The organism is Planococcus sp. VCh962, from assembly GCF_057748275.1.
Map to the genome: position 1 here is coordinate 898932 of NZ_JBYLHS010000001.1, position 23850 is coordinate 922781.

27 protein-coding genes, 1 riboswitch and 1 other annotated feature are annotated in these 23850 nt (G+C 42.3%); of the genes, 3 read left to right on the forward strand and 24 right to left on the reverse strand.

Going from position 1 to position 23850, the window contains the following annotated elements:
- Positions 1–262: 262 nt before the first annotated feature.
- From AC3AQ9_RS04515 to AC3AQ9_RS04590, 16 genes are all read right to left on the reverse strand, one after another.
- Positions 263–721 (reverse strand): VOC family protein, encoded by a 459-nt coding sequence (locus AC3AQ9_RS04515; protein ID WP_488306249.1) that lies wholly within the window; start codon positions 719–721, stop codon positions 263–265.
- Between the two features lie 104 nt (positions 722–825).
- Positions 826–1509 carry a toxoflavin lyase-like VOC family protein gene (locus AC3AQ9_RS04520; RefSeq protein WP_488306250.1) on the reverse strand — a complete coding sequence of 228 codons (684 nt, stop codon included), beginning with the start codon at positions 1507–1509 and terminating at the stop codon, positions 826–828.
- A gap of 62 nt (positions 1510–1571) precedes the next feature.
- Entirely contained in the window at positions 1572–2396 is an 825-nt protein-coding gene (locus AC3AQ9_RS04525) for a hypothetical protein (RefSeq protein ID WP_488306251.1), read from the reverse strand.
- A 511-nt stretch (positions 2397–2907) separates the two neighbouring features.
- Positions 2908–3684: a sulfite exporter TauE/SafE family protein gene (locus tag AC3AQ9_RS04530; protein WP_488306252.1), complete on the reverse strand. Its 777-nt coding sequence runs from the start codon at positions 3682–3684 to the stop codon at positions 2908–2910.
- Between the two features lie 59 nt (positions 3685–3743).
- Positions 3744–3971 carry a sulfurtransferase TusA family protein gene (locus AC3AQ9_RS04535; RefSeq protein ID WP_488306253.1) on the reverse strand — a complete coding sequence of 76 codons (228 nt, stop codon included), beginning with the start codon at positions 3969–3971 and terminating at the stop codon, positions 3744–3746.
- A gap of 66 nt (positions 3972–4037) precedes the next feature.
- On the reverse strand, positions 4038–5159 hold the full coding sequence (locus tag AC3AQ9_RS04540) for an MBL fold metallo-hydrolase (RefSeq protein WP_488306254.1): 1122 nt from the start codon (positions 5157–5159) through the stop codon (positions 4038–4040).
- 40 nt (positions 5160–5199) lie between these two features.
- Positions 5200–5595 (reverse strand): DsrE/DsrF/DrsH-like family protein, encoded by a 396-nt coding sequence (locus tag AC3AQ9_RS04545; RefSeq protein ID WP_488306255.1) that lies wholly within the window; start codon positions 5593–5595, stop codon positions 5200–5202.
- Between the two features lie 69 nt (positions 5596–5664).
- Entirely contained in the window at positions 5665–6234 is a 570-nt protein-coding gene (locus AC3AQ9_RS04550) for a sulfurtransferase TusA family protein (protein ID WP_488306256.1), read from the reverse strand.
- Between the two features lie 51 nt (positions 6235–6285).
- Entirely contained in the window at positions 6286–6582 is a 297-nt protein-coding gene (locus tag AC3AQ9_RS04555; protein ID WP_488306257.1) for a rhodanese-like domain-containing protein, read from the reverse strand.
- A gap of 18 nt (positions 6583–6600) precedes the next feature.
- Positions 6601–6966 carry a rhodanese-like domain-containing protein gene (locus AC3AQ9_RS04560; RefSeq protein ID WP_488306258.1) on the reverse strand — a complete coding sequence of 122 codons (366 nt, stop codon included), beginning with the start codon at positions 6964–6966 and terminating at the stop codon, positions 6601–6603.
- 24 nt (positions 6967–6990) lie between these two features.
- Complete coding sequence (locus AC3AQ9_RS04565; protein WP_488306824.1) at positions 6991–7413, reverse strand: DsrE/DsrF/DrsH-like family protein; 423 nt, start codon at positions 7411–7413, stop codon at positions 6991–6993.
- 205 nt (positions 7414–7618) lie between these two features.
- Positions 7619–7879, reverse strand: coding sequence for a metal-sensitive transcriptional regulator (locus AC3AQ9_RS04570; RefSeq protein ID WP_488306259.1), 261 nt, complete (start codon positions 7877–7879; stop codon positions 7619–7621).
- 172 nt (positions 7880–8051) lie between these two features.
- Positions 8052–8435 (reverse strand): DUF302 domain-containing protein, encoded by a 384-nt coding sequence (locus AC3AQ9_RS04575; protein WP_488306260.1) that lies wholly within the window; start codon positions 8433–8435, stop codon positions 8052–8054.
- A gap of 205 nt (positions 8436–8640) precedes the next feature.
- Entirely contained in the window at positions 8641–9210 is a 570-nt protein-coding gene (locus AC3AQ9_RS04580; protein ID WP_488306261.1) for a class I SAM-dependent methyltransferase, read from the reverse strand.
- A 701-nt stretch (positions 9211–9911) separates the two neighbouring features.
- A complete protein-coding gene (locus AC3AQ9_RS04585; RefSeq protein ID WP_488306262.1) occupies positions 9912–10304 on the reverse strand; it encodes a hypothetical protein in 393 nt (130 codons plus the stop codon).
- A 243-nt stretch (positions 10305–10547) separates the two neighbouring features.
- Complete coding sequence (locus AC3AQ9_RS04590) at positions 10548–10721, reverse strand: hypothetical protein (RefSeq protein ID WP_488306263.1); 174 nt, start codon at positions 10719–10721, stop codon at positions 10548–10550.
- 395 nt (positions 10722–11116) lie between these two features.
- Here AC3AQ9_RS04590 and AC3AQ9_RS04595 point away from each other — a divergent pair, with 395 nt between their 5' ends.
- Both AC3AQ9_RS04595 and AC3AQ9_RS04600 read left to right on the forward strand, forming a co-directional pair.
- Positions 11117–11815, forward strand: coding sequence for a DUF8832 domain-containing protein (locus tag AC3AQ9_RS04595; protein ID WP_488306264.1), 699 nt, complete (start codon positions 11117–11119; stop codon positions 11813–11815).
- A 53-nt stretch (positions 11816–11868) separates the two neighbouring features.
- Positions 11869–12531 carry a class I SAM-dependent methyltransferase gene (locus AC3AQ9_RS04600; protein ID WP_488306265.1) on the forward strand — a complete coding sequence of 221 codons (663 nt, stop codon included), beginning with the start codon at positions 11869–11871 and terminating at the stop codon, positions 12529–12531.
- A gap of 163 nt (positions 12532–12694) precedes the next feature.
- On the opposite strand, the gene acsA is transcribed toward AC3AQ9_RS04600, so the two are convergent.
- From acsA to metG, 5 genes are all read right to left on the reverse strand, one after another.
- Positions 12695–14419 (reverse strand): acetate--CoA ligase, encoded by a 1725-nt coding sequence (gene acsA, locus AC3AQ9_RS04605; protein WP_488306266.1) that lies wholly within the window; start codon positions 14417–14419, stop codon positions 12695–12697.
- 1 nt (position 14420) lies between these two features.
- Positions 14421–15134: an ABC transporter ATP-binding protein gene (locus tag AC3AQ9_RS04610; protein WP_488306267.1), complete on the reverse strand. Its 714-nt coding sequence runs from the start codon at positions 15132–15134 to the stop codon at positions 14421–14423.
- Between the two features lie 14 nt (positions 15135–15148).
- Positions 15149–15988, reverse strand: coding sequence for an ABC transporter permease (locus AC3AQ9_RS04615; protein ID WP_488306268.1), 840 nt, complete (start codon positions 15986–15988; stop codon positions 15149–15151).
- A gap of 13 nt (positions 15989–16001) precedes the next feature.
- Positions 16002–16991: an aliphatic sulfonate ABC transporter substrate-binding protein gene (locus AC3AQ9_RS04620; RefSeq protein ID WP_488306269.1), complete on the reverse strand. Its 990-nt coding sequence runs from the start codon at positions 16989–16991 to the stop codon at positions 16002–16004.
- 153 nt (positions 16992–17144) lie between these two features.
- Positions 17145–17257: riboswitch (SAM riboswitch) on the reverse strand.
- A 388-nt stretch (positions 17258–17645) separates the two neighbouring features.
- A complete protein-coding gene (gene metG, locus AC3AQ9_RS04625; RefSeq protein WP_488306270.1) occupies positions 17646–19286 on the reverse strand; it encodes a methionine--tRNA ligase in 1641 nt (546 codons plus the stop codon).
- A 51-nt stretch (positions 19287–19337) separates the two neighbouring features.
- Positions 19338–19600 (reverse strand) — a binding site (T-box leader).
- A 676-nt stretch (positions 19601–20276) separates the two neighbouring features.
- On the opposite strand from metG, the gene AC3AQ9_RS04630 reads away from it, so the two are divergent.
- Positions 20277–21344, forward strand: coding sequence for an S-layer homology domain-containing protein (locus AC3AQ9_RS04630; RefSeq protein ID WP_488306271.1), 1068 nt, complete (start codon positions 20277–20279; stop codon positions 21342–21344).
- Positions 21345–21518: 174 nt separating this feature from the next.
- Here AC3AQ9_RS04630 and AC3AQ9_RS04635 read toward each other — a convergent pair whose 3' ends face one another.
- The 3 genes from AC3AQ9_RS04635 to AC3AQ9_RS04645 form a co-directional block, all read right to left on the reverse strand.
- The gene (locus tag AC3AQ9_RS04635; RefSeq protein ID WP_488306272.1) at positions 21519–22778 is read right to left on the reverse strand and encodes a DUF3221 domain-containing protein; all 1260 of its coding nucleotides are present in this window, start codon (positions 22776–22778) and stop codon (positions 21519–21521) included.
- Between the two features lie 67 nt (positions 22779–22845).
- Positions 22846–23139, reverse strand: a complete 294-nt coding sequence (locus AC3AQ9_RS04640) for a DUF2087 domain-containing protein (protein WP_488306273.1) — start codon at positions 23137–23139, stop codon at positions 22846–22848.
- Between the two features lie 238 nt (positions 23140–23377).
- Entirely contained in the window at positions 23378–23791 is a 414-nt protein-coding gene (locus AC3AQ9_RS04645) for a hypothetical protein (protein WP_488306274.1), read from the reverse strand.
- Between the last annotated feature and the right edge of the window lie 59 nt (positions 23792–23850).

A 23850-nucleotide genomic window follows, 5' to 3' on the forward strand; every position in this document is an offset into this window, starting at 1 on the left:
ACCACTTCATCGTAAATCCCTCCGCGCCAATAATTTAATAGGTATCATCTCTTCTCAAATATACCAGATTTATACAGTGTTAAATACAAAAGATTGAATTTTTAAATAAAATATTATGTATTTTATCTGGTTTTCCAGCTTGTATCGTTACCTGATCATTGAAAAAGGAGAAAAGAGCCGTTTACACGACATCTTCTCTCCGACATTTAAAACATAGCATCTACAGACGATTCTTCCCTGCTTTCTGGAAAAGCAGAAACCATCAATCATGTTGGCTGTTCCACTCCTCTAATGACATCATGTGAAATTCCGCCTCAAAATCCAGTCTCAATGGCGTCATTAATTCAAGTGAATTGCCGTCAGGATCTTTAAAATAAATCGCTGCATGGGCATGAGGGCTATTCGGCAAAACCAAAGGCTGTTTTCCAGCCGGAAAACCAAAAGCGGTTCTTATTTTTATTCCTTTTCGCTCCAGCCATTCTTTGGCCTTATCAATATTTTCAACGTCCACTTGAAAAGCGACATGCCGCAAAGATGGATGATACGGTGTCTCCACTTTGTCGGTTTCCCATAACCCTAACCAGCTTCGGCCTTTCTCAATCCAGAGAAAAGCTAATTTTTCTTTTTGAAAAGCCACTTCCAAACCCAGATTTTTATAGAACTCAATTGATTCCGACAAATTGCTTACTGGTAAATGTGCTTCATAAAGTCCCTTAATCACGGCTCTTCTCCCTCTCTTGTTTAAAAAGATTTTAAATATAAGCTGCTCAACTTCTGTTACGATATTTACTTACATCTACCCGATTTTGAGGGGAAAATCTGAATCTAAAGCTTGTCAATAAGAAATGCCCCTGCAGCATCCATCTGCAGTCTGTACCGGTTATCGAGTTCGATGATAATCGGGCTTGTCACTGCCTCTTTCGGAGAGAAAAACCAATTGCGTCCGCTAGGCCCTAATAAAATATGAGTGCCATCTTCCGGTTCTCCGAGAAAGTTAAGGGAGGCTTTATCAAGCAATGAATGGTCCCTTTCTACAATTCCTATTTCTTCAAGCTTGTCTCCGACCTCCAAAACCTGGTCTGTTGTTAAATTCATTTCTGCTATATCAATGATGTCTTGTGACAAGAAATGCTTAAGCTTTTTAGTTGGAGCAGTCGAATGGCGTGCGATAAGTTCCACCACATTCTCTTCGGGGTCGTAGAAATAAATCGAATGGGCATTAATGCTTTCAAAATAGATTTCGTCTTTTCCCATGTGCACCAATAAAGAAGTGGATTGCCTAATCCATTCTTTTGCTTCCACAAATAAATTGCCGGGAATATTGAATGCAAAATGGTATTGCTTTGAGACATTTTCTTGTTCTAATTGGAAGGCAAGCATACTTGCTCCAGCTTCGATTTCAAACGAAGTGGCTGTTTTACTTATTAAGTTGAACCCTAATGTTTTTGTATAAAAATCGCTCATTTGTATAAGGTCGTTCACTTGTAAAACTGCCCTGGAAATTTTCATTTTTTCCTCCTTAAGGTGTTAATGGGTCAATCGCATTTAGGAAATAGAAAAGGAGAGAAGTATCAAGTGCTAAAGAGAACGCCATTTAATGCATCCGCATATCTTTTGGCTGACTTTTGAACCGACACACCTGCATCATTACTAATGATGCGATTAAAAGCGTCGTATAACCGATTGAATTTCAGTTCATTCAACTGGATGGCTAACCCTTCAACTGTCGCCGCCGGCAGAGGAATGAAGTTGGGATAGCTGTACATAAAGCTTACCCATTGACGGTCTGCCACGACCCGAACAATGTCTCCTGTCAATAAAACTCCTTGTTGAGCATTTCCATCTTTCCATTCCATGACAGTTGCTCCTTTAAAATGGCCGCCAATGCGATGAAGAACCATTTCATCAGCTAATTCAAGAAACTCCCCTGACCAAAAGATGATTTTATCACTGGGTCTCGTCACCCATTCTTTATCATCTTCGTGGATGTATATCGGCGCTTCGAATGCTTCAGCCCATTCAACTTGAGTTGAATAATAATGGGGATGAGATAAAGCAATGGCATCAATTCCGCCCAATTTTTTTATTTCAGTAATTGTTTCCTGGTCGAGATACGATATGCAATCCCACAATACATTAAAACTCTTCCCTTGGATAAAATAAGCAGTTTGGCCAATGCCAAATCCCGGTGACGTGGAAACGCTATACAGTCCCGGTTCTTCTAATGAAATCTTATTTCTGAAATTGCCTGACTGGATCATGTTCTCTAACGTTGTCCAAGTCTGGCCGCTGGGACTCACATATTGCCTTTCTTCATTACAAATGGAACATTTTTCCGGCGCCTCATTCGAGCTTTCAACTTGTACCCCACATGTAGTGCAAATAAATTTTTTCATTTTCTCCATCCTTTGAAAAACCGAAATCGTTTTTTGTGTTCTTATTCCTTTTATTCCAAATAATATAAATCATTCAAAATGATTATATCCCAATTTTTCCAATTTTTATTCAGCCATAGGTCTTGTTTTTCTTACAAGGTAAAGTCCAACTTTAAAAAGTAGCAGTTCGCAAAAGAACTAATATCGCAAAAACGAAATTGGAACTTCTTAATCGAATCGTTAGGCGCAATTAGGATGGGGCTTCATTGTTTAACACCAACGGTATGACTAAATTTTGATAAAAAAGTATGTATTGTTTTTTTATGTATGACTGGAAAAAATAAAAAAACAGCGTTCTTTCCACGTGGAATGAACGCTAATCTTACAACTATTTTTACTAACAAGAGTTACATCGTTTACCGCGGTTGAATATTGTATAGGCACATAGGAAGAACTTGATATTTTCATTCGATTTGATGGTGTAGGTGTGTAAATTATAAAAAGCCGGTTTTTGTTTCCCTTCTTTAAATCTTTACAAAATCTCTGCCCATATTTTTATGGCTGTCCCTAAAATCAACAGCGCCAGCATCCACTGCAAATACTTGGTGTTCATCTTCTGTCCAAGTTTCGCCCCAAGCGGCGCTGCCAGGAGACTCGCAACAATCATCACCGCCGCCGGTCCGTAGAGGATCTGGTCGGTGACGATTTTGCCGGCCGTCGAACCGATTGACGAAATGAACGTAATCGCGAGCGACGTCGCAATAGTCATCCTGGTCGGAATCTTCAGCACCACCAACATGATCGGCACGAGGACAAAGGCCCCGGCCGCTCCCACGATGCCGGCCGCGATGCCGACGAGGAAAGCGAGTCCCGCGGCCAGCCATTTGTTGAAACGGACTTGGTCGAGCGGGATGTCGTCCACCCCATTTTTCGGCAAGAACATCATGACAACGGCGATCGTTGCCAGGATGGCATAGACGAAATTGATGGCCTCTTCCGTCATCAGCGTGGAGCCGTAACCGCCGATGAAGCTCCCCAGCAGAATGGCGCCTCCCATGTAGGCGATAAGCGTCTTGTTCAAATAGCCGCTGCCCCGGTATGCCCAGACCCCGGCAATCGTTGCGAAGAACACCTGGATCGCGCTGATCCCGGACACTTCATGGGAACTGAACGCCGCAAAACCGAACATCACGGGAATGTACAACAGCATCGGGTATTTGATAATGGAACCTCCGATGCCCACCATCCCGGAAATGAAGGATCCGGTAAACCCAATCAGGAAAATAATGATCATAAAATCTAAATTCATGTTAATTCCACCTCTCTAAAAAGGGAAAAGGGCATCAATTGATGCCCCCGTCCCGGTTCTTAGCCTTTCTTGATCCAGAATTTTATAACAGCGCCGTCTTCTATATAATCCTGAAGATGGTGGCCGCCGGATTTCGACCAGGCCGTCAAGTCTGCTATGGCACCTTTGTCCGTTACATGGATTTCCAAGACTTGGCCGGACTCCATGCCATTCATTTCTTTTCTCGTTTTGACGATCGGCATTGGACAAGCCAAGCCAGTTGCGTCTAATACTTTATCTGAATGCATTAAAAATCTCTCCTTTTGATTTGAACTGTTTATTTATTAAAAGCTCCGCAATTCTATGAGTGGATGTCAGCGGACCGCACAGCGGTTCGGCCCGATTTCCATTTCACGCTGCACTTCCATGTCCGGCGTGATTTTCCCCATATTGGTTTTGCGGATGTCCTCATAGGCGTTCGGCTGCGGCGGCAGGTTGTTCGTCACCATGTCGCGGAATGCCTGCTCATCTTCGATGTTCAAGCCGTGGTTTTCGTTGTATAAGTCGCCGAGTTTCTTGTAGACGCTGCCGTCTTCGTTCAGTTCTTCCATAATCATGAAGTGCGCGGGGAGCACCATCAGGCCGTTCGCCAGCTCTTTGTAACGGCTGTAAAGGGATTCCCGCAAATCGCCTACCCAGTCTTCGGCCAGTCCTGCCAAATCCGGGCGTCCGATCGAATCGATAAACAGGATGTCACCGGTCATCAAATAGTGGTCGTCCAAGATAAAGGAAGTAGACCCGATTGTGTGGCCAGGTGAATACAGCGCTTCGATGGTTGTATGGCCCACGACCACTTGCAGTCCATCGACCAGCTCCGTGTAGTCAAATACCACTTCTTCCGCGTCCGCCGGCGGCAGGTAATACGTGGCACCCGTCGCTTCCGCAATTTGGCGCCAACCGGAAATGTGGTCGGCGTGCAAGTGCGTATCAAACACATGCTTGATTGCTGCGCCTTTTTCTTTGGCGAACTCCAGGTAACGATCCGTCATGCGTGTGGCATCAATTAGTGCGGCTTCGCTGTTTGAGATGGCCATGTACGACAAGCAGCCTTTGCCAAGGCGCACGAACTGGTACAATTCCCCGCCGTTGTTCAAGTCGCCGACTTTCACCGGCTCCAAATGCTCGCTCCACGCTTTCATGCCGCCTGCCAGGTACGCCACATCGACGCCTTCCTCCGCAAGCATGTCGGCTACCATGACCGACGATCCCTCTTTCGCACAAACGACCAGGATGTCCCGGTCTGTCGGCAGTGCGGAAACCACGTCTTCGACTCCGTCCAACAGATCAAAATACGGTGCGTTCAGGTATTGGATGTTGCCGCCTTCGATTTTCCAGTCGGCGAATGCATCGCCGTTGCGGACATCCAGGATGAACAAGGGTTCATTGTCAATCACTTTTCGTGCCACTTCTTTTGCGGTTAATGCTTTTACTGCCATATTTATTTACCCCCTGTGGTATTTTTATGAATAAAAATTTTTAGAATGTCAAAGTGACGTCCGCATCTTTTGCGAATTCCAGGAACGTCACCGCTCCGCCGACATCAATGCCCTCGACGAATGCTTCTTTTTCCAGGCCGAACAAGTCCATCGTCATTTGGCAGCCGATAAACTGGACGCCCAGTTCCTGCGCCATATCGGCGAGTTCCGGGATGGTCGGGACATTCGCTTGCTTGAGGCCTTCGGCCATCTGTTCCTTGCCTGCTGGAAGCGCCAACTGGCCGTAAGCTTCCTTGTTGATGAGGTTCAGCCCTTCAAAAGTAAAGAAGATGGCGACTTCGTGATCACTTGCCGCTGCCGCGGTGGCGATGTTAAAGACTTTATAGGCGTCGAATAACGTGCCGTTTGATGCGATGATCGCTGTTTTTTTGGTCATGCTGAAATTCCTCCATTTGGTGAGTTTTTTGGTTTGTTCTTTATTTTGTATTATTTTTGCGTTTCGGTGTTACGCTTCGGTTTTCTCGATTGGACCGGCCCACTGCGACATGCCTTCGATGGCATTTTTCACGTTGCTAAAGCCCTGATCTGCCAAAACTTTAGATGCCATGTCACTTCGATTGCCAGTACGGCAGATGATGATAATCTCTTGATCTTTTTCGAATTTGTTTAGCTGGTTGTCGAGTTCGCCAAGCGGTATGGATACGGCTCCTTTGATATGGCCGAAGGCGTATTCAGCCGGTTCCCGGACATCCAGCACAATCAAATCCTCACGGCCGAGCCGTTCCTGCAATTCAGCGTTCGTCACCGTATGCGGGAAAAGAACTTCCTCTTTTTCTTCCGATTGGTCCGCTTTGCGCAAATAATGCTTCAGGACGTCGCCTTCCTCGGACATGCCAAGGTACTGGTTGCCGCTGCTTTTCGCCCAGGCTTGGAGGTCCGCCAGCGATCCTTTGTCGGTCGCCTGCACTTCGATTACTTGGCCCGGCTCCAGCTCGTTCATCGCTTTTTTGGTGCGCACGATTGGCATCGGGCAAGCCAAGCCTTTGGCATCCAGCACTTTATCTGTTTGAATCATGTGAATTCCTCCTATCAATTACCCATGGGGGTATGTTTTTTCTTAAAAAAATTATTTGATTGGTCCGTCCCAGTCCAGCATGCCACCGTCCATGTTGATGACGTGAAAGCCGCGGCTTTCCAAAAAACGGGCCGCTTGACCGCTGCGGTTGCCGGAACGGCACACTAGGATGTGCTCTTTGGACTTATCGATATCCTGCAGACGGAATTCCAATAGGCTCAGCGGAATGTTGAGCGCCCCCGGGATTTTCCCAGCTTTCAGCTCTTCCGTTTCGCGTACGTCGATAATGGAAACATCTTTATGATTTTTCATATATTCTTTTACTTCTTGTGTTGTCATGCGATTCATTGATAGTCCTCCTTTGGATTACGGGCGATAGCTTCCCATGCCGCCTCTTACATTGATTACCTGACTAAAGCCTTTTTTCTTCAGGATGGAAGCTGCTTTGCTGCTGCGCATGCCGCTTTGGCAGATGACATACGTTTCTTTATTTGCATCGAGTTCACTAATGCGGGCAGACAGTTTATTCAATGGTATGTTCTTGAATTCCTTGATGCGGTTCGCTTTAAATTCCCCCGGTGTCCTGACATCGATGAATTGCTTGCCTTTTTTCTTGAGTTCGGGCTTCAGCTCATCCACCGAAACGGATTTTACGCCTTTCGCCTGCGACATGGCACGGTAACCGATCAAGACGATAACCGCTCCGATTAGAATCATCAACCAAGTATCCATAGTTTTCCTCTCTTTCCAATTCAATTAGATAAATAAATTCACGTTGCCGTCTTCCGCATCAGCAAGATAAGCGGCTACACCGGCGTACGTAACATCTTCCAGCAATTCTTCCTGTTTCAAGCCAAGAAGGTCCATCGTCATTGTGCACGCCACCAGATGGATTTCCTGTTCTTGCGCCATTCCAATCAATTGTGGCAGCGTCATGGCATTGTGCTTTTTGATTACTTGTTTGATCATTTTCGGCCCCATGCCGGCAAAATTCATGTTGGAAAGCCCCAACTTGTTTGCACCTCTCGGCATGAATTTAGCAAACACGGTTTCCAAAAACCCTTTTTTCAGTTCCGGCGGGTGTTCCTTGCGGAGCGCATTCAATCCCCAAAACGTATGGAAGATGGTGACCTCATGATCGTAAGCAGCTGCTCCATTCGCAATAATGTAAGCAGCCATCGCTTTATCGTAATCCCCGCTGAATAATATAATATTAGTTGTCTTTCTCGGTTCCACTATTTTGTTCCCTCCATGTTTAATACCCTATAGGGTATTAAAAAGTTCAAATAAAAAATCAAATAGCTCCAGCTGCGAAAATTATACCCCCTCAGGTATACTAGCATTTAATAAAAAATCCGTCAACCCGAAAGTTTAACGGATTTTGTTATCGGCTTTTGACGAGCAAGCTTACTGCATCTTTCACCAATTGATCAGTGCTTTCGCCTTTTTCTAGGCTTTCCCGGACACATTGTTCCAAGTTTTCACTGACAATTACACCAATTGCACGATCCACTGCACTCCGGACAGCGGATAATTGGGTGACCACATCGCGGCAATCTTCTTTTTCTTCTACCATCCGCAATACGCCCTTAAGTTGTCCTTCAATCCGCTTCAACCGATTCTGGACTTGTTTATCGTATTCCATCAGTTGCTTGCCTCCTTTGTTAATAAAATAAATGTCAATAAACTCATTTTATACCCCTTCGGGTATAAATTCAATAATTTTAATCCCCAAAAATCAATGAAAGGATGATCCATGTCCCTTTATTATTTTTAAAGCCGGCAGTTTTGATGGCATAGATCACCCTCGCATACGGTTATACTGATTTATCAATACATCCAATCAACCTTTCTTCAATATCAAGCGCAATTTTTTTAATCGACTCGTTCTGAACCATTTCAATCAGCGCGCTCGGTTTTGGCATTCCGATTTTTGTTGTATCGTTTTCCACATAGACCACGATTTTACATGGCAGAAAGTAACCTACCATTAAATCTTCAGACAGTACCCGGTTCGCTTCCTGCGGATTGCAGACTTCAAGGACAGTATAAGGAGTATCAAAGTCTGTACCTTTTTCCTGAAGTTTTGCAGTCAAGTCAAAATTCCACAAGATCCCAAACTGTTTCTCTTTCAGATTTTCTTCAAGTGCACGGACAGCTTCTTCCCTGCTTTTGGATGTTTCCACCGTGTAATTAAACATGTTTATTGCTCCTCTCTTTTGATATAAACTCGATTCTTAGACAAAATTCCCTCAATGGTACGAATAAAACGTTCATTTATCATTTAGGCCCTTAAAACTTCGAAAGAACTGTAAAAAGCAGAAAAGCTATTCCTCCCAGGAATGCCAGTCTTTGTGCTGGTCATAAGGATTTCCAAAAATTTCTCATGCATTTTCTCTCCTTTCCTTATGCCTGTTTAGCAATGACTCCATAATGATTCTTATTGAAGTGTATAATTTCTGATGTAAAGTCAATGTGATCAAGCCATTCGACCATTTCTTTTGATGAGATTTTATCTTCGAGTTTAGGGCCCTTCTCTGCCTCAACCGCTTCCCATTCAAGTATCATCATAATGCCTCCAGGTTTCAGGATTCTCTTCATTTCGCTAAGAGTTTTTCGAATATCAGGCACTTCGTGAATAACAAATGCAGCTAGAACTTTATCTATTGAATGGGCTTTCAGTGGAATGTTTTCCAAATCATTTTGGATGTATTGAATGTTACCGACTTCTTCTTTTGCTGCACTCTCTTTAAGCAAAGATAACATTCTTCCTTCTATATCCACTGCGTAAACGTGTCCTTCAACTTTTTTGGCGATCGGAATGGTGAAATAACCATTTCCCGCACCTAAGTCCGCTATTTCTTCTTCCTTTTTTAGATTCAAATACTGAATAACTTCTTCTGCAGGAAGTACTGAGCGGCGCTCCTCACTGACTAACAGTTTTGCTTTGTTTGGGTCAAATCTCTTTTCCAACATCGTAAGATCTCTCCTTTTAAACCCCGTGGGGTATATTCAAATACAAGGATATCGTTGATTTCTTTTAGAAACAACAAATACGACTTAGAAGATAGTTTGCAGCTGCTCGAGAAGCATGCCTTCTTATGAGAATTCAAGTTATATTAGTTAACTACCTTTTTCAGCACTTTAAAATCATATTGGAACTAAATAGACAAAGAATGAAATCAAAATGACTCAAAAAAACACTGCTCTAGTAATCTCATATCACATAAGAAAAAAGGCTGGAGATAATCTGATTGATCATCCTCTAGCCTTTATTTAACACTTGAATGTGAAATTTAAAGATTTCTTGCTGTGATAACGTACAAGATGACAAGTGAGTGCAGTAAGAGTTGTATGAAAACCGCATATACTTCAGCTATAAAAAATGTTTTTAAAAGTCCTGCTGTTTGCTTTTTCATTACATAAAATAATGTTATCAATAGATTGGGTATCGATGCAAAGGCAAAGTTGACGGGAATGATCCAATAAAGATTATCTACTATCTCCTGATTTGTATGAGCTTGCGACATACTCATAATCATAGCGAGCACTACACCGAAATGGAAAAAAGGGATTAACAACGTGTTGAGCAGCAGATACGTTTTATTCATATTGACTCCTTTCACAAAGTGCCTGCTTAAAACCCTCTAAGCCCTCTTTTAAATAGTGGGTCTTTATTATTTTTTCTCTCTAAACTCTTCGATTTTTCCACTATCATTAAAAGTTACTGTTAATAAAGGATATTTCGAATCTTTTCCGGCCAAATCCAAAGACATATTCTTATAAAGAGCAGAAACTTCCACTTCGTTTGAAGACTTATCAAATTCATAGAAGTAACTTATCTCATGATCATTATCGAACTGAATTTTCTTTAGCCAAACTCCATTTTTGTAATCATATAAATTCACTTGCAAAATGCTTTTTTCTATATCTGCCCCTTGTAAATCAATTACTTCTTGTATTTTCTGATTTGCGAGAACTTCATAATGACCAAAATAAGTTTTCGTTCCAATAAAGCCTAATAGCATACAAATTGAGACTAGCACTAGAATTACAATAGCCTTTTTCAACTGCCCACTCCTTAAAACCAATTTTACTAGCTCGCTCATTTTACCCATTAATTGTAATAAATACAATATTTTTATAAATTTCATCTATTAACAAACTTAAAATCTTTAATACATTTGACCGATTATACATTTCATTATTAAACCAACTGGCTAATATTCACATGCAACTCCCATAACGGTTATTAAGTTATGGTCTTAATTATAGTATTAAAAAAGAACGCCGGTTAGAGCGCTCTGAATTACTTACTTTCTTGAAATATAAAGAACTAAAGCCTTTAAGTCACTTCTCATTCTATTGATTATTGCCACACATTCATCTGTTCCGCCAATCTCTTTCTCCAAGTCGCTTAACTTCGCTTCAATTTCTTTAATAGTTTGGTTATGCTTACTGCTTGAAGATTGGTTTCCATCAATCATCGGCAATCCCTCCTTTATCCATATTTCGACATAGGAGAACAGTTTCCTTTAATATTCTTTAAGGAGCATAAGGGTCATGAAGCGGCGCTAGCTGTGGCTAATTATATAAAGCTTGCTCCAATCCAGCGTTACCAAAAGAAAAACCTAAGGTTTAAAGGCGATGGGAATAGGATTAGCAAAAATTGGCCGTGGTAAAGCATTTTGTTGTGCAATAAGATAATTAATTGCAAAAGGCCCTTTGAAAGGTCTTTTATCTTGCAAAGATTTAATATTATAGTATGAGCATAAGTCATTTAGTTAAAATTAGATTAATGAAGTTCTTCGTGGCAGGGATCCTGTAAGTGAAAAACACCTTGTAATTGACTATTGTTCATATAAAAGAGGAGGCGTTTCATTTGAGGCATGAACACCATCAACATCATGAAATGGGTAACGAGCTGCCTAAAGTCGATGTGAATGCTGTATACAACGCTGGCCGGATAAAGATTCAAGTCCGAGATTCGAATGGCAAAGTTGTCGAGCTGTCAAAAGCCCATGAAAAGAGCATGCACCTGGTTATTGTCAGTGCAAATTTAGAAACTTTTTTACACGTTCATCCTACAGAAACTAGTGTAGGGGACTTTGAAGTGGAGGTGGACCTCCCCACCGGACGTTATCTGGTTTTCACAGATATTAATCCCGTCAATAGGTCTTACACCATCGAACCGGTGGTTGTAGCAGTTGGTGAAGCATCCGAAGTCACCATAACCGATTTGCGCATGCTTGCGAAAAGTGACAGCCCGACAAAAGAAATTAGGGGCAAGGCCGTTACTATACAGCAGCCTACATTGTTTGCCGGCAAGCCGGCTACTTTCTCTTTTGATTTAAACGGAGAAACCCCTTTGCCGTATTTGGGTGCATTGGGACATGTCGTTGTGCTGGACGGACAAGGGAAGCAATTTATCCATGTGCATCCTGCATCAACAGACCATCCTGTGTTCCAAACCCAATTTCCATCTTCAGGATTCTACAAACTTTGGGCGGAATTTCGCTTCGCTGATACGGGAGTCCTCGCCTTTCCTTTTATCGTGGAAGTTGCTGAACAAAACAACTAATGTTCCCTTATTCCTTTAGAGATGGCTGAAGTTCCTGAAAGGATGCGTTCTTCATGAAGGAAAACAAACAAGAAACATATATACCGGCGCTCAAATACCATTGGCTGACTCGCTTTTATGATCCGTTAATTGCCTCGGGAATGCGGGAAAATAAGATGAAAATGCATTTGATCAATCAAGCTTCCCTTCAATCTGGTGAGGTGGCATTGGATTTGGCATGTGGCACCGGGACACTTGCCCTTTTAATCCAGCAAACACACCTCAATGTACAAGTGATGGGCGTCGATGCTGATCCGCAAATATTAGCCATCGCCAAAGAAAAAATGAAAGAGAATCGAATCAATCAAGTTTTCTTTAAAGAAAGTTTTTCTGATCAGCTTCCATTTTCCGCTGACCAGTTTCATCATGTATTCACAAGTTTGTTTGTTCACCACTTGACGCTCCAGAAGAAAAAGGAAACATTTGAAGAAGTGTGCCGAGTTCTCAAATCAGGCGGCCAATTTCATGTCCTTGATTTTGAAAAACCGCAAAACGCCTGGATGCGCGCAGCATTTCTCCCTGTCCAGTTCTTGGATGGATTCGAAACCACTTCACCGCATGTTACAGGGATTATTCCGTTCTTGTTAAAGGAGACCGGCTTTGCGGCCATTGAAGAAACCGGAAAATTTTCGACGATTGCCGGAACAATGAGGGCATACAAAGCTTATAAACCTTGAACTGTTTAAGTTTCCTAAATGTTTCTTTTAAAGCTTATTGAAAAGGATGCAAATTAAAAGGGAGAAAACATGCTGATAGAAAGCATGTTTTCTCCCTTTTCTAATAAAACTTCTCCCTATTTTTGCTTTACTTCTAATAATTCGTCAATGTAAAAATGATTATCTATCTTTGCGAGTTGACCAAATGATTTGATTTTCCCTTAGCTTCTCTGGCTTTTAATTCACGGCGAAGCACTTTTCCACTGATCGGGGTTTTGGGCAGCTCTTCGAGAAATTCAATTTCCCTCGGAGCAGCATGGGCCGCAAGCCCGCTGCGCACAAATAAGCGCAATTCTTCTAATAACCCGTCGCTTTCCTCATACTCTTTGTTCAAGACGATAAAGGCCTTCACTATTTCCCCTCTTACGGCATCCGGCTTTCCAATAACACCCACTTCGGCAACCGCTGGGTGTTCAATCAGCTTACTTTCAACTTCAAATGGCCCGATTCTTTCCCCTGAAGAGTTGATCATGTCGTCACTTCTTCCTTGAAAAAAAACATATCCGGTTTCATCGATTGTTGCCAAATCGCCGGATAAATACCAGCCATCAAACGGGAAATACGACGAGTATTTAGCCGGATCTTTCCACACTTCACGCATAATCGATGGCCAGTTTGCTTTTAGGGCCAATTGGCCGACAGCCCCCACTTTTAAAATTTCACCATCATCGCCTAAAATAGCCGCTTCAATTCCTGGGAACGGTTTTCCCATTGACCCGGGCTTGATCGCTTCAGATGGCAAGTTGACGATTAACTGAGCTCCTGTTTCCGTCATCCACCACGTATCGTGGATGCGGTTTGAAAGTGTCTCTATTCCCCATCTCACAATTTCCGGGTTCAATGGTTCACCGACGCTTAGAATATGCCGGATTTTTGTAAGATCATAGTTCTTTGTCAGTTCATCGCCTTGTGCCATCAGCATTCTGAAGGCCGTCGGTGCGCTGTACCAGACCGTTACACCCGTTCGCGCTAAAATGTCATACCATTCTTTGGCGCCAAATCTGCCTCCGTGAATAACAGTCGTCGTGCGGTTCAGCAATGGAGCGAACACGCCGTAGACGGTCCCGGTTACCCATCCTGGGTGGGCCGTGCACCAATAAATATCGTCTTCTTTTAAATCCAATACCCATCTGCCTGTGATGTATTGCTGAATCATCGCCCGATGCGCATGGATTATTCCTTTCGGTTTGCCTGTCGATCCGCTTGTATAATGGATATTCAATCCATGCTCAAGATCTACCCATTCAATTATGTTTTCTTCTGCTTCAATTTTCCTTGCTTCTTCAAATAGAGAGATTTCATCTCCCGTACATTGTTCCGGTTCAGCTGTAATTAAAACGGTTGTTAAAGATGGCAATTGATCCCGCTGAACCCGTTTCACCAGTTCAGGTGATGCGATCAAAAAAGTTCCTCCGCAATCCTGGATTCTTTCTTTTACGGCATCTTCCATAAATGCTTCAAAAAGCGGCCCTACGACAGCTCCAAGCTTTATGGCTGCCAGCATCGCAATATGGCAATCCGGGTGCTTCGGCAAAAATACAAATACGAAGTCTCCTTTTTTCACCCCTCGATTTTTCAACACCGTCGCCCATAAATCCGATTTTTCTTTTAATTCACGATATGTAAGTTTGTATTCTTCGTTGTCTCCAATATAATGAAGTGCAGTTTTTTCACCATATCCTGCTTCAACATGCCGGTCTGCACATTCATAGGCCATATTCACTTTTCCTGTTTGGGACCAGCTAAAATTCGACTCGACTTCTTTCCACGAGAAAGCTTCCCTGTTCGACAGCTCTTCTGTGATATTATAATTATCCTTTTTCGGATAAATGATCGTACTGTTCGCCATTTTACTCGACCGCCTTTCTAGTTTGCAGTAATTTCAGTATCTCTGATTTTTTCTCCGCAAGAAGTACACTTCCGCGATCTCTCGGTTTTACAGCTTCCACTGCCAATTCAGCTTGAAGATAACCCGGCTGGCCGCCCAAGATGAAGATGCGGTCGCATAAATATAGGGCTTCGTCTATGTCATGCGTCACAACCACCATCGTGGATAGTTGCTTCTTTTGGATTTCCAATAATAAATCCTGCAATTGCATTTTAGTGAAGGCATCCAGTGCACTAAAAGGTTCATCTAATAGCAGAACACCGGGTTGCCCTATCAGCGCGCGAGCGATTGCCGTTCTTTGAGCCATTCCACCTGATAAATCTTTCGGGTAATAATCTCCGAAATCGCTTAACCCCACTAAATCCAAGTAGTCCTGAACTTCAACTTTATTTACATCTTTATTTCCAAACAAGATGTTATCTTTGACCGTGAGCCAAGGCATAAGCCGGGGTTCCTGAAAAATCATGCCAATGGGCTGCTCGCCCACTTCAGCAATTTGTATTTTTCCGTCGAAGTCCTGATCCAGCCCAGACAAAACCCGAAGAAGAGTACTTTTCCCGCACCCACTCGTTCCCAGAATGCCAACGGTCTCACCTTCTTGAATAGAAAAGGACAGATTTTTGAATCCAGCCAGTCCGTTATTGAACGTTCTTGAGGCCTCTTTCACTTCCAACATCTTGACCACTCCTCTTATTGTTGGTTCTGTAAATTATCCTGCCATCTCAATGCACGTGCTTCTAACCCTTTCAAGAGAGCGTCCGTGGCTTTCCCGAGTATGGCAAACAGGATGATGCTTGCCATGATAAGTTCAGGCGAATACGTATTCTGGCCTACAACCAGTAAATAGCCGAGTCCTTGGCCGGCACCCATTAATTCAGCAGCAACTACGAACATCCAACCTAAACCGACGCCGCTGCGCAAACCTACAAGAAAAGACGGCAGCGAAGCCGGCAAAATGATGCGGCGCACAATTTGGAATGAAGTAAAGTGATAAATCTTTCCTACTTCTATCAGCTTCCGGTCTACCCCTTGAATACCAGAGACGATATTCAAATACACCGGAAAGAAAACACCGACCGCAATTAACAGCACTTTGGATGGTTCTCCGATTCCCATCCATAAAATGAATAATGGCACCCAGGCAAGGGAAGGGATGGATCTGAAGGCTTGGATTAATGGATCCACAAGCTGTTCAAACCATTTGAAATAACCTACGAAAGAGCCCAATACAAGCGCTGTGAAAGCCCCGGCAAAAAATCCGATCAATACCCGAAGAAAAGTAATGCCGATATGCCCCCAAAGGGTTCCATCTTGGGCCATTTCTAAAATCTTTTGAAAAATAGTGGTAGGGGCCGGAAAAACATAGGTGTCTATCAAGCCAAAACGGGCGGCCGCTTCCCATGCGACCAAAAGAGCGATCGGCAATACCGAGCCGAGTACAAGGCCTCTTGCTTTAGTTGAATCTGCATGGGATTTTGACTTTTTATTTTTCTCTATCAGAAATTCGTTTGTTTTAGCATTGACCGTCATCCAACTCGTCCCCCTATTCTGTTGCGATCACTTTTTTGGCAAATCGATCAATGATTAATTCATTCACTGTTTTTTCGATATCTTGATCGCTTTTGATCACATTTTCTGCCTTCAAGACTTCGCCTGCCTCTTTTAGTGCCTCGATTTGTTTATTACCGGGAATCGGGTCAGAAAAATCATTTCGCTCGATGCTCTTCTTCGCCACTTCCAACTTCATGTCCGCTTGCTTTGCTAAGATTTCAGCTGCTTCATCCGGATTTTCCACAACCCATTTCCGTGCTTTTTCATATACCTCAATTACTTTTTCTACAACTTCCGGATTCTGTTCTGCGAACTCTGATCGCACATTCAATGTGCCATATGTATTTTTATCGTGATCACGCACAAATAAATTTGCACCAGAATCAACTTCAACTCTCGCCATATGCGGGTCAAGGCCTGCCCACGCATCCACCTGTCCAGTTAACAAGGCATTGGCACCATCCGCATGCTGTAAATTCACAATTTCCAAGTCCTTCGATGAAAGACCGGCTTCCTGCAGTGAGCGCAGAAGGAAGATATACGGATCCGTCCCTAAAGTTGCGGCAACTTTCTTTCCTTTCAAATCTTCGACTGTTTTTATCGGCGAATCTCCTGTCGCTACCAATGCAGTCCATTCTGGTTTCGAATAAATATAAACCGACTCGATCGGTGACCCATTCGATTTTGCGATTAATGCCGCTGCTCCCGCAGTAGAGCCAAAATCCACGCTTTTAGAATTTAAAAATTCCAAAGCCTTATTGCTTCCTTGGCTAAGAACCCATTCAACCTCAATGCCTTCTTCTTCAAAAATTTCTTCTGCCCATCCAAACTCCTTTAAAGCCAAACTCGTAGGTGAGTAATATGCATAATCAAGAACTACCTTTTTCAACTTTCCTTGTTCTTCCCCTTGTGCATTTGAACAAGCCGTCAGGATAAGTGACGCACTTACAATAAACAAAACCAATGCAATAATTTTCTTCATTCCGATTCCTCCTAAAATAAGTTTTATTTTTTCTTTAAAGTTTTGAAGACTTAACCAATTCGCTTACTAGGTTTTACCAAATAGACTTTCCTCCTTTTTTAGATTGAACATACAAAAAGCCCCCTTCAATTAAGAAGAGGGCAATAAATCCTCCTCTTATCTTTCCGATTCCTTCGAATCAGTAGGATTTAGCACCTTACCAGAATATAATTCTGGTGGTTGCCGGGCTTCACAGGGCCTATTCCCTCCGCCGCTCTTGATAAGAGTACTATTCACTTTTAAATGTACAAATTTTCAATCAATCGAACCATTGGGAATTATCATACAATAAGATTAATTTAAAAGTCAACTAATTTTTGATTTTTTTTACTTTTACCTTAATTTTAAAACATTGCTTGAAAGAATTTACATTACTATTTTTCATTGCTCAATTTCCATTCTACTCCAGCCCTATCCTTGAATGGACCCGATCATTTTCCTTCTGGCACTGGAAGATTATTCGTTGTTCCGAATTCAAGCTCTGCAAGGGCTTTCCCCTCTCATGCGGTCGAGCCAGTATATTTAAGTTGCTAGTATCACCTAGGTTGCAGCTGCTTTTTTCTTCATTAGTGTTCTTCGACTTTTATTCGTTTGCAGCATTAAGTGAAATACCTCTTAACTTGATTTGGAGTGACGAATTAGCTTGTCTAGCTCTTCTTCAATTCTTTTCACATCATATCTTTCAAACAAGGGCTTGATATTCGATATTTCTTCTGCTTCGCAAGTTGTATACTCCCAAGTCAACTTCTCGATTTCTAATATTCCTTTTACTTTTTCAGTTGAAAACGGCAAAAACGGGTTCAATAATTGAATGACATTGGTGATAATCAGCACGCAATTGGCAATCGTTTGGTCGCAAGAAGCTCGATTTTGCTTTAATTCCTTCCAAGGTTCTTTTTCATCAAAGTATTTATTGGCATATCGGATAAAGGAGAAAACTTCTTCAATTCCTTGTTTAAAATGAGCATCCTCTATTTTTTGGCCCACGCTCTCATATAGCCCTTCAATTCTACGTTTTAAATCCGGTTCTATTTCCGCTTTCGGGATCCTTCCTTCATAGCTTTTTTCAATAAATTTGAGGGTGCGGTTGATAAAATTCCCATATGCACCTAACAGTTCACTGTTATGGCTATAAATGAATTCCCTCCAGGAAAAATCCGTATCCCGGTTTTCCGGTGCATTGATCGACAGGAAATAACGGATCGAATCCGGATCATACCTCTCCAGAATATCCGGGACCCAAACCGCCCAGTTTTTACTCGTCGATATTTTTCGCTTTTCAAGCGTTAAGTATTCATTGGACACAATGTGAGTCGGCAGCCCTTCAACCCCGATCCCTTTTAAAATAGCTGGCCAGATAATGGAATGAAAAGGGATGTTGTCTTTGCCGTGTACGTAGTAAGCAATAGTTTCTTCCTGCCAATACTCCTGATCATCCTGCTGTTTTTCTTCTGCCCATTGCCGGCTGGCTGAATAATAACCCGAAACAGCTTCTATCCAGACATAGACCTTTTTATCCTCATAGCCTTTTACCGGCAAGGGCACGCCATTCGGCAAATCCCTTGATACGGCCCGGTCCAGCAGCCCTTCTTTCAAATAACGTTCGGATAAATGGATTGCATTTTCGCGCCAGGCATTCTTCTTTTTTGCTTCTCTGACGTAAGCCGCAAGTTCTTCCTGAAAAGCACTTAACGCGAAATAGAAGTGTTCCGTCTTTTTCACGGTCGGGACATTCCCGCAGATTTTACATTTCGGCTCCAATAAATCCAACGGATCCAAAATCGTGGAACAGTTGTCACATTGGTCTCCACGGGAAGTGTGTGAACAGACTGGGCAAATTCCTTCTACATATCGATCTGGAAGAAATTGCTGGTCGTATTCACAATACATCTGATCAATTTCCTTTTTATAGATATGGCCATTATCCATCAAAGTTAAAAATATTTTTTGGACCGTTTGATGATGAAAAAAACCATCTGTCCTTGTGTAGATATCATAGGTGAATCCGAGCCGGGAAAAATCATTTGAAAATTCTTGGTGATAATGGTCTGCTACCTCTTTTATGGTCTTTCCTTCTTGATTGGCCCGAATGGCAATCGGCGTCCCGTTGCAGTCGCTGCCTGAGACATATAAAACGTTCTCGCCTTTTAACCGGTAATACCTTGCCAGTATATCCCCTGGCAGCAATGCTGCGATATGTCCCAAATGCAATGACCCATTTGCATACGGCCATGCTCCACCAATAAGTACGCTCATACTTTCCACTCCTTTATAAAAATATAAAAAACCCCGTCTTTATCCGTAATCGATAAAGACGAGGTTTACTCGTGGTTCCACTTTAATTCACCGCTAATTTACATTAACAGCCTCAACAAGTACAAAGCCGCTGCTTTTATACTGTGGTTTTGATAACAAGTACCAACTCTTGTCGCATTCTACTGATTCCAGAATGGAACGTTCAAAACGAAGCTCCGAGACCATTTTTCGATTGGGCATTTTTGCTTCTTTTCAACTACCGAAGCTCTCTTGGAAAAACGCATTCAATCTACTTTTCTCTTCAACGCTTAATTATTTGTTTTGAATAGTATATCTCGTGCTCCAATCTTTTACAATAACTAGAAATTTTTTAAAAAGGTCGCTTGTACTGCAGAGTCATATGGCGGCTCTTTTTACTTATCCTAGTGGATATATCAAATCTCTTAAAAGAAAACTTCCTTGCAGCTAGAATAGTCGGCACGATTACTGGGGATGGAATCGCTGGAAGTGTTGCAGGTTTAGGCTTCGAAGTTGTCACTTTAATTACCAGATTCATCTTTTTTGTATAGGCAATTCCTGCTCCAAACCGATCCTACTCCTCTCAACAATAGCCCCAGTGCATCAACAATATAGGCTGTCCTAACTGGAATTTTCTGCTGAATAGAGTTGAAATTCGAATAAAAAGCACGGATAGAGCCATTGAGCTCGAAATAGGGTCTATTCAGGTTCTAGTCACCTGTATATTTCCGTTCATGCTGCGGCATGACCCCGGCGCAATTCTAAGGCAGTTTTTAAAGAATCCTCCATTGAAATCAGTCCTCCAATAATAGCTAAGAATTATTCAATATAATATTAAATTTCCATTATAATACCATATAATTTATTCTAAATTTTTAAATTAATTACAATTGTTACATTAATGTGTTTCTTTGTAATATAATTGGGTATATCAGGAAAGAGTTTAATTATCTTATTTGGAGGAGTGGTGTATTGAAAAAGTTGATGATGGGAATTGTACTGGTATTGTTTGCAGGGGGGTTAGGTTCTCCCGCAATTGCTGCAACAGATTTAACTGAGAGGCACGGTTTTTACGATGAAATTACATATTTGATGGACCAAGATATTTTAACCGGATACCCGGATGACACAGTCCGTCCTGAGAAGATCGTGACACGCGGAGAAGCGGCAATCATGATTGGGCGCATGCAGAATCTGGACGGTACGCAGCGAGATTCCACATTTTCAGATGTGACGAAGGGCCAGAAAGCGAGCGGATACATTGTTGAAGCTCAGAAAGCCGGTTTTATAAACGGTTATCCAGACGGCACATTCCGCCCATATGATCCGATTACGCGTGGTGATATGGCCATCATTTTATCACGGGTATTCCCGACACCGTTTTCAGTGACGGCGGACTTTACGGATGTGTCGCCAAACATGAAAGCGTACGAAGCGATTTCAGAAATTTTGTCAATCAACATTACGATTGGCTATGCGAACAATACATTCCTGCCAAATAACCATGTGACGCGGGGGCAATTCGCTGCTTTCCTGGCCCGCGGACTAGAACCGGAGTTCAAGAATGACGCGCGAATTCCCAATTCGTATATGAAAGACAAGACAAAGACTTATACGTATAATACAGCAACTCACGGAATCGAAACGCATACTTTCAAATATTCTAACAGTGCTGCTTCTGAACCGATTGGCTATAGCTGGGCACGCCATATACCGAAAATAAATGAAACTTATCTGTACGGTGAAGTGGAGACCAGAAAAAATTTAATTCTTGCGCATCCGGTAGCTGACGTTTTCGATCCACCGATTATCGCCTATCCGATTAAAGTCGGTACAACTTATAGTATAGATAATGTCTTTGAAGAGTCGCATAAAATCACAGCTGTCGGCGTAACAGTGAAAACGCCTTACCGCACATTCACCAATGCAGTCGAGGTAACGGTGGAATTCGGTTATAAAGAATATTTTGTTGAAGGGTTCGGAAAGATCAAAACCGTGAATAAATACGGAACGATTTTCGAATTAATTAACGTGGATTGAAAAAGGGAGAGAAGATGCGCTTTAATCAGCCCCTTCTCTCCTTTTTCAATTATCATTTGTTTTGAACTAGCGATTACTATGCTGTATTCCTCATTCCTATTTATTAGAAGAATCAATCCAAGAGAAATTTCAAATCAATTAAAAAGATCCATGATGGATAGGAGGCGTATTATGCTAGTTTTTATCTGCTATCGTTTTTTTAGTTTCCTGATCCCCTGATTTGATTACGACAGTCCAATTATCTTCTTCGGCATTGAAAGTGACGGACCGGATGGCCGGAACGCCAAACTCTATCGGCTCAATGCCTTCCAGTGCCCGTTTCACCACTTCTGCTTCCGACAAATCGGCTGATTCCGGCTGATACGTCGGAAGTACTTCAACTAACACGGCCCGTCCTTGTCCCGGATAGGATTCTAGAATCGGTCCGGCTGCCTCAATTTTGACTCGCTGGCCAATTTCCAGCAGCTCTCTAGCAGCATTGAAATTGAAATGTATGGCTGAATAAAATTCTTCCTGTCCTCCATTCTCACTGAAGTCTTTCGAAGCTGCTTCCACCGCGAGGAAACGGTCCTCTTCTAAGCTGATAATGTAATTTCCTTCATTCGAAGGCTCTGTTGTTATGGCAGGCTCAGGATACTTAACAGTTGTCTCCCCTGGTTCCGGCACCATCACACCTTCCTGTTCGATGATGATTTCCCGGTCCGGAAATGCATTTTTCAGTTCCTCAACCTGACTTTCTGTCAGAAAGTTATGCCCAATTTCGATAGCCCCCGTTATTGTATCCGCAGAGATAGAATAAGAGATGGAGTCGGGATTCGGATGGGCCGCTGCCATTGGTTTCACTTTCTTTCCTGCCTGATACATAAGATCATTCAGTTCAGCCCGAGTATGGGCACTTTTATAAATGTAGATCGGTTCTGCCAGAACTTCACCGGCATCGACTTGCTTCTGCAAGATTGCCGCAAGTTCTTGGACTCGTTCATCGGGATTCTTGATGCCCAGCCAGATGCCGGCTTGATCTGCGCCAGACGTCTGGTTTTCAAGAAATATGATGCCGGCTTTCTCAAGTTCCGCTTGTCCGCCATACACTTCCTCAACCGTTTTAAATACCGCTTCCGCCTCAATTTGCTGAACCGCCATGTCTTCCGCAAGTTTTTCCGTGGGTTCTCCAAAATATCCTTCTTTAAACTCTTTCGATTCCTTCACAGCTCCAGCCGATTCGTTCCGCTTTACCGGTTCTGCGGTCTGTTTAAGTGTTACGAGAATTTCACGGCCGCTCACCTTCTTTACATCTCCTTCTCCGCTCGCAACTGATTTATCCTGTTCACTTGCCGCGGCCTCCTCAATTGGATCTTTAGCAGCTTGCGGTTCTTTGTCTGTTCCGCATGCAGCTAATAAAAGCAGCATACCGGGCAATACGAAAATCTTTTTCATCCTTGTGGCCTCCTATTTTATTTCTTTCCCAGCCAATGTGATGGCCGTTTATTGCCCAAATGCCCCTTTATTCTTTTATCCAATACGAAGAGCCGTCTTTGCTGCGCTCAAAAAAACCGAACTCAATCAAATAACGGCGAATAGATACATAATCATGGTAGATTTTCTTGAGAATATCGTTCACTTCCGCTTCTGAATACATTCGATTTTGTTCAAATCGTGTCACGATATACTCTAAAATCACTATCTTCTTTTTTTCCTTGCTAGGAAATACTTCAATCAAATTATTAAAATTACCTTTAAAGTAATTAGCCAATATTTTATCTCTTTCTTCAATTGGAATTTCATATTTCTCATTCATTCACTTCCCCCTCCGTAATAGGCCATGTGTTCGTAAATGATTCCATTGATTTTCCTGGTTGCTTTTCCAGCACCCTTTCCTGCCTTCTATATAATATAAAATTAAATTTCAATCCAATTAAAATGAAGGTTGGGAATATAGCTTATTTCCAAATCACTTATTTTCATTTCACTTCAAACCGCTAAATATTCCTCTTGCTGAAAAGAATATAAATCTGATTTAGGCATTTAAATTGAAACTAGTCTTTAAGAAGATTTTGAAGGAAAGAAGAATTGGCATCATTTAAATCTCCCCGGCTCCCTTGGTTTCCCTCTTCCTGTGACAGTATAGAATACTGGCCTGCTTCGTTTAACAAAATATCGTATCTGACTAATCTTTCAGGCTCGCCATTGTATATATTGTGAAAGAAAGTAATGGCCATCTTCTTGCTTGTTACTGGCCCACTACTGTCCGTCCAATCTACTGCTTCTACTAAACCATAAAGTCCTTTTAATTCTTCCTCGTTGCTTATGACATGTTCAGCGATCTCCTGCCCATTTTCATCAAAAGTTTGTATTATTGCTCTTTCAAGATTTCCAAAGCTGGGACTGGAACCACAACCACTGATAAATAAAAGCAGAAAAAGAATTAAGGTTTTTTTCAAGATTTTCACAGTACGTATCCTCCTTTGTACAAGCAACAAACTGAACGAGCTCTTTTCGTCTCCAAATT

Coding starts and splice junctions, on each gene's coding strand:
- AC3AQ9_RS04590 (WP_488306263.1), bottom strand. CDS start 10,721: ATGATTGATGGAAACCAATCTTCAAGCAGTAAGCATAACCAAACTATT.
- AC3AQ9_RS04565 (WP_488306824.1), bottom strand. CDS start 7,413: ATGGCTGCTTACATTATTGCGAATGGAGCAGCTGCTTACGATCATGAG.
- AC3AQ9_RS04560 (WP_488306258.1), bottom strand. CDS start 6,966: ATGGATACTTGGTTGATGATTCTAATCGGAGCGGTTATCGTCTTGATC.
- AC3AQ9_RS04525 (WP_488306251.1), bottom strand. CDS start 2,396: ATGAAAAAATTTATTTGCACTACATGTGGGGTACAAGTTGAAAGCTCG.
- AC3AQ9_RS04610 (WP_488306267.1), bottom strand. CDS start 15,134: ATGTTGGAAGTGAAAGAGGCCTCAAGAACGTTCAATAACGGACTGGCT.
- AC3AQ9_RS04530 (WP_488306252.1), bottom strand. CDS start 3,684: ATGAATTTAGATTTTATGATCATTATTTTCCTGATTGGGTTTACCGGA.
- AC3AQ9_RS04570 (WP_488306259.1), bottom strand. CDS start 7,879: ATGGAATACGATAAACAAGTCCAGAATCGGTTGAAGCGGATTGAAGGA.
- AC3AQ9_RS04615 (WP_488306268.1), bottom strand. CDS start 15,988: ATGACGGTCAATGCTAAAACAAACGAATTTCTGATAGAGAAAAATAAA.
- AC3AQ9_RS04600 (WP_488306265.1), top strand. CDS start 11,869: ATGAAGGAAAACAAACAAGAAACATATATACCGGCGCTCAAATACCAT.
- AC3AQ9_RS04550 (WP_488306256.1), bottom strand. CDS start 6,234: ATGATTCAAACAGATAAAGTGCTGGATGCCAAAGGCTTGGCTTGCCCG.
- AC3AQ9_RS04575 (WP_488306260.1), bottom strand. CDS start 8,435: ATGTTTAATTACACGGTGGAAACATCCAAAAGCAGGGAAGAAGCTGTC.
- AC3AQ9_RS04520 (WP_488306250.1), bottom strand. CDS start 1,509: ATGAAAATTTCCAGGGCAGTTTTACAAGTGAACGACCTTATACAAATG.
- AC3AQ9_RS04635 (WP_488306272.1), bottom strand. CDS start 22,778: ATGAAAAAGATTTTCGTATTGCCCGGTATGCTGCTTTTATTAGCTGCA.
- metG (WP_488306270.1), bottom strand. CDS start 19,286: ATGAGCGTACTTATTGGTGGAGCATGGCCGTATGCAAATGGGTCATTG.
- AC3AQ9_RS04535 (WP_488306253.1), bottom strand. CDS start 3,971: ATGCATTCAGATAAAGTATTAGACGCAACTGGCTTGGCTTGTCCAATG.
- AC3AQ9_RS04545 (WP_488306255.1), bottom strand. CDS start 5,595: ATGACCAAAAAAACAGCGATCATCGCATCAAACGGCACGTTATTCGAC.
- acsA (WP_488306266.1), bottom strand. CDS start 14,419: ATGGCGAACAGTACGATCATTTATCCGAAAAAGGATAATTATAATATC.
- AC3AQ9_RS04580 (WP_488306261.1), bottom strand. CDS start 9,210: ATGTTGGAAAAGAGATTTGACCCAAACAAAGCAAAACTGTTAGTCAGT.
- AC3AQ9_RS04640 (WP_488306273.1), bottom strand. CDS start 23,139: ATGAATGAGAAATATGAAATTCCAATTGAAGAAAGAGATAAAATATTG.
- AC3AQ9_RS04620 (WP_488306269.1), bottom strand. CDS start 16,991: ATGAAGAAAATTATTGCATTGGTTTTGTTTATTGTAAGTGCGTCACTT.
- AC3AQ9_RS04540 (WP_488306254.1), bottom strand. CDS start 5,159: ATGGCAGTAAAAGCATTAACCGCAAAAGAAGTGGCACGAAAAGTGATT.
- AC3AQ9_RS04555 (WP_488306257.1), bottom strand. CDS start 6,582: ATGAATCGCATGACAACACAAGAAGTAAAAGAATATATGAAAAATCAT.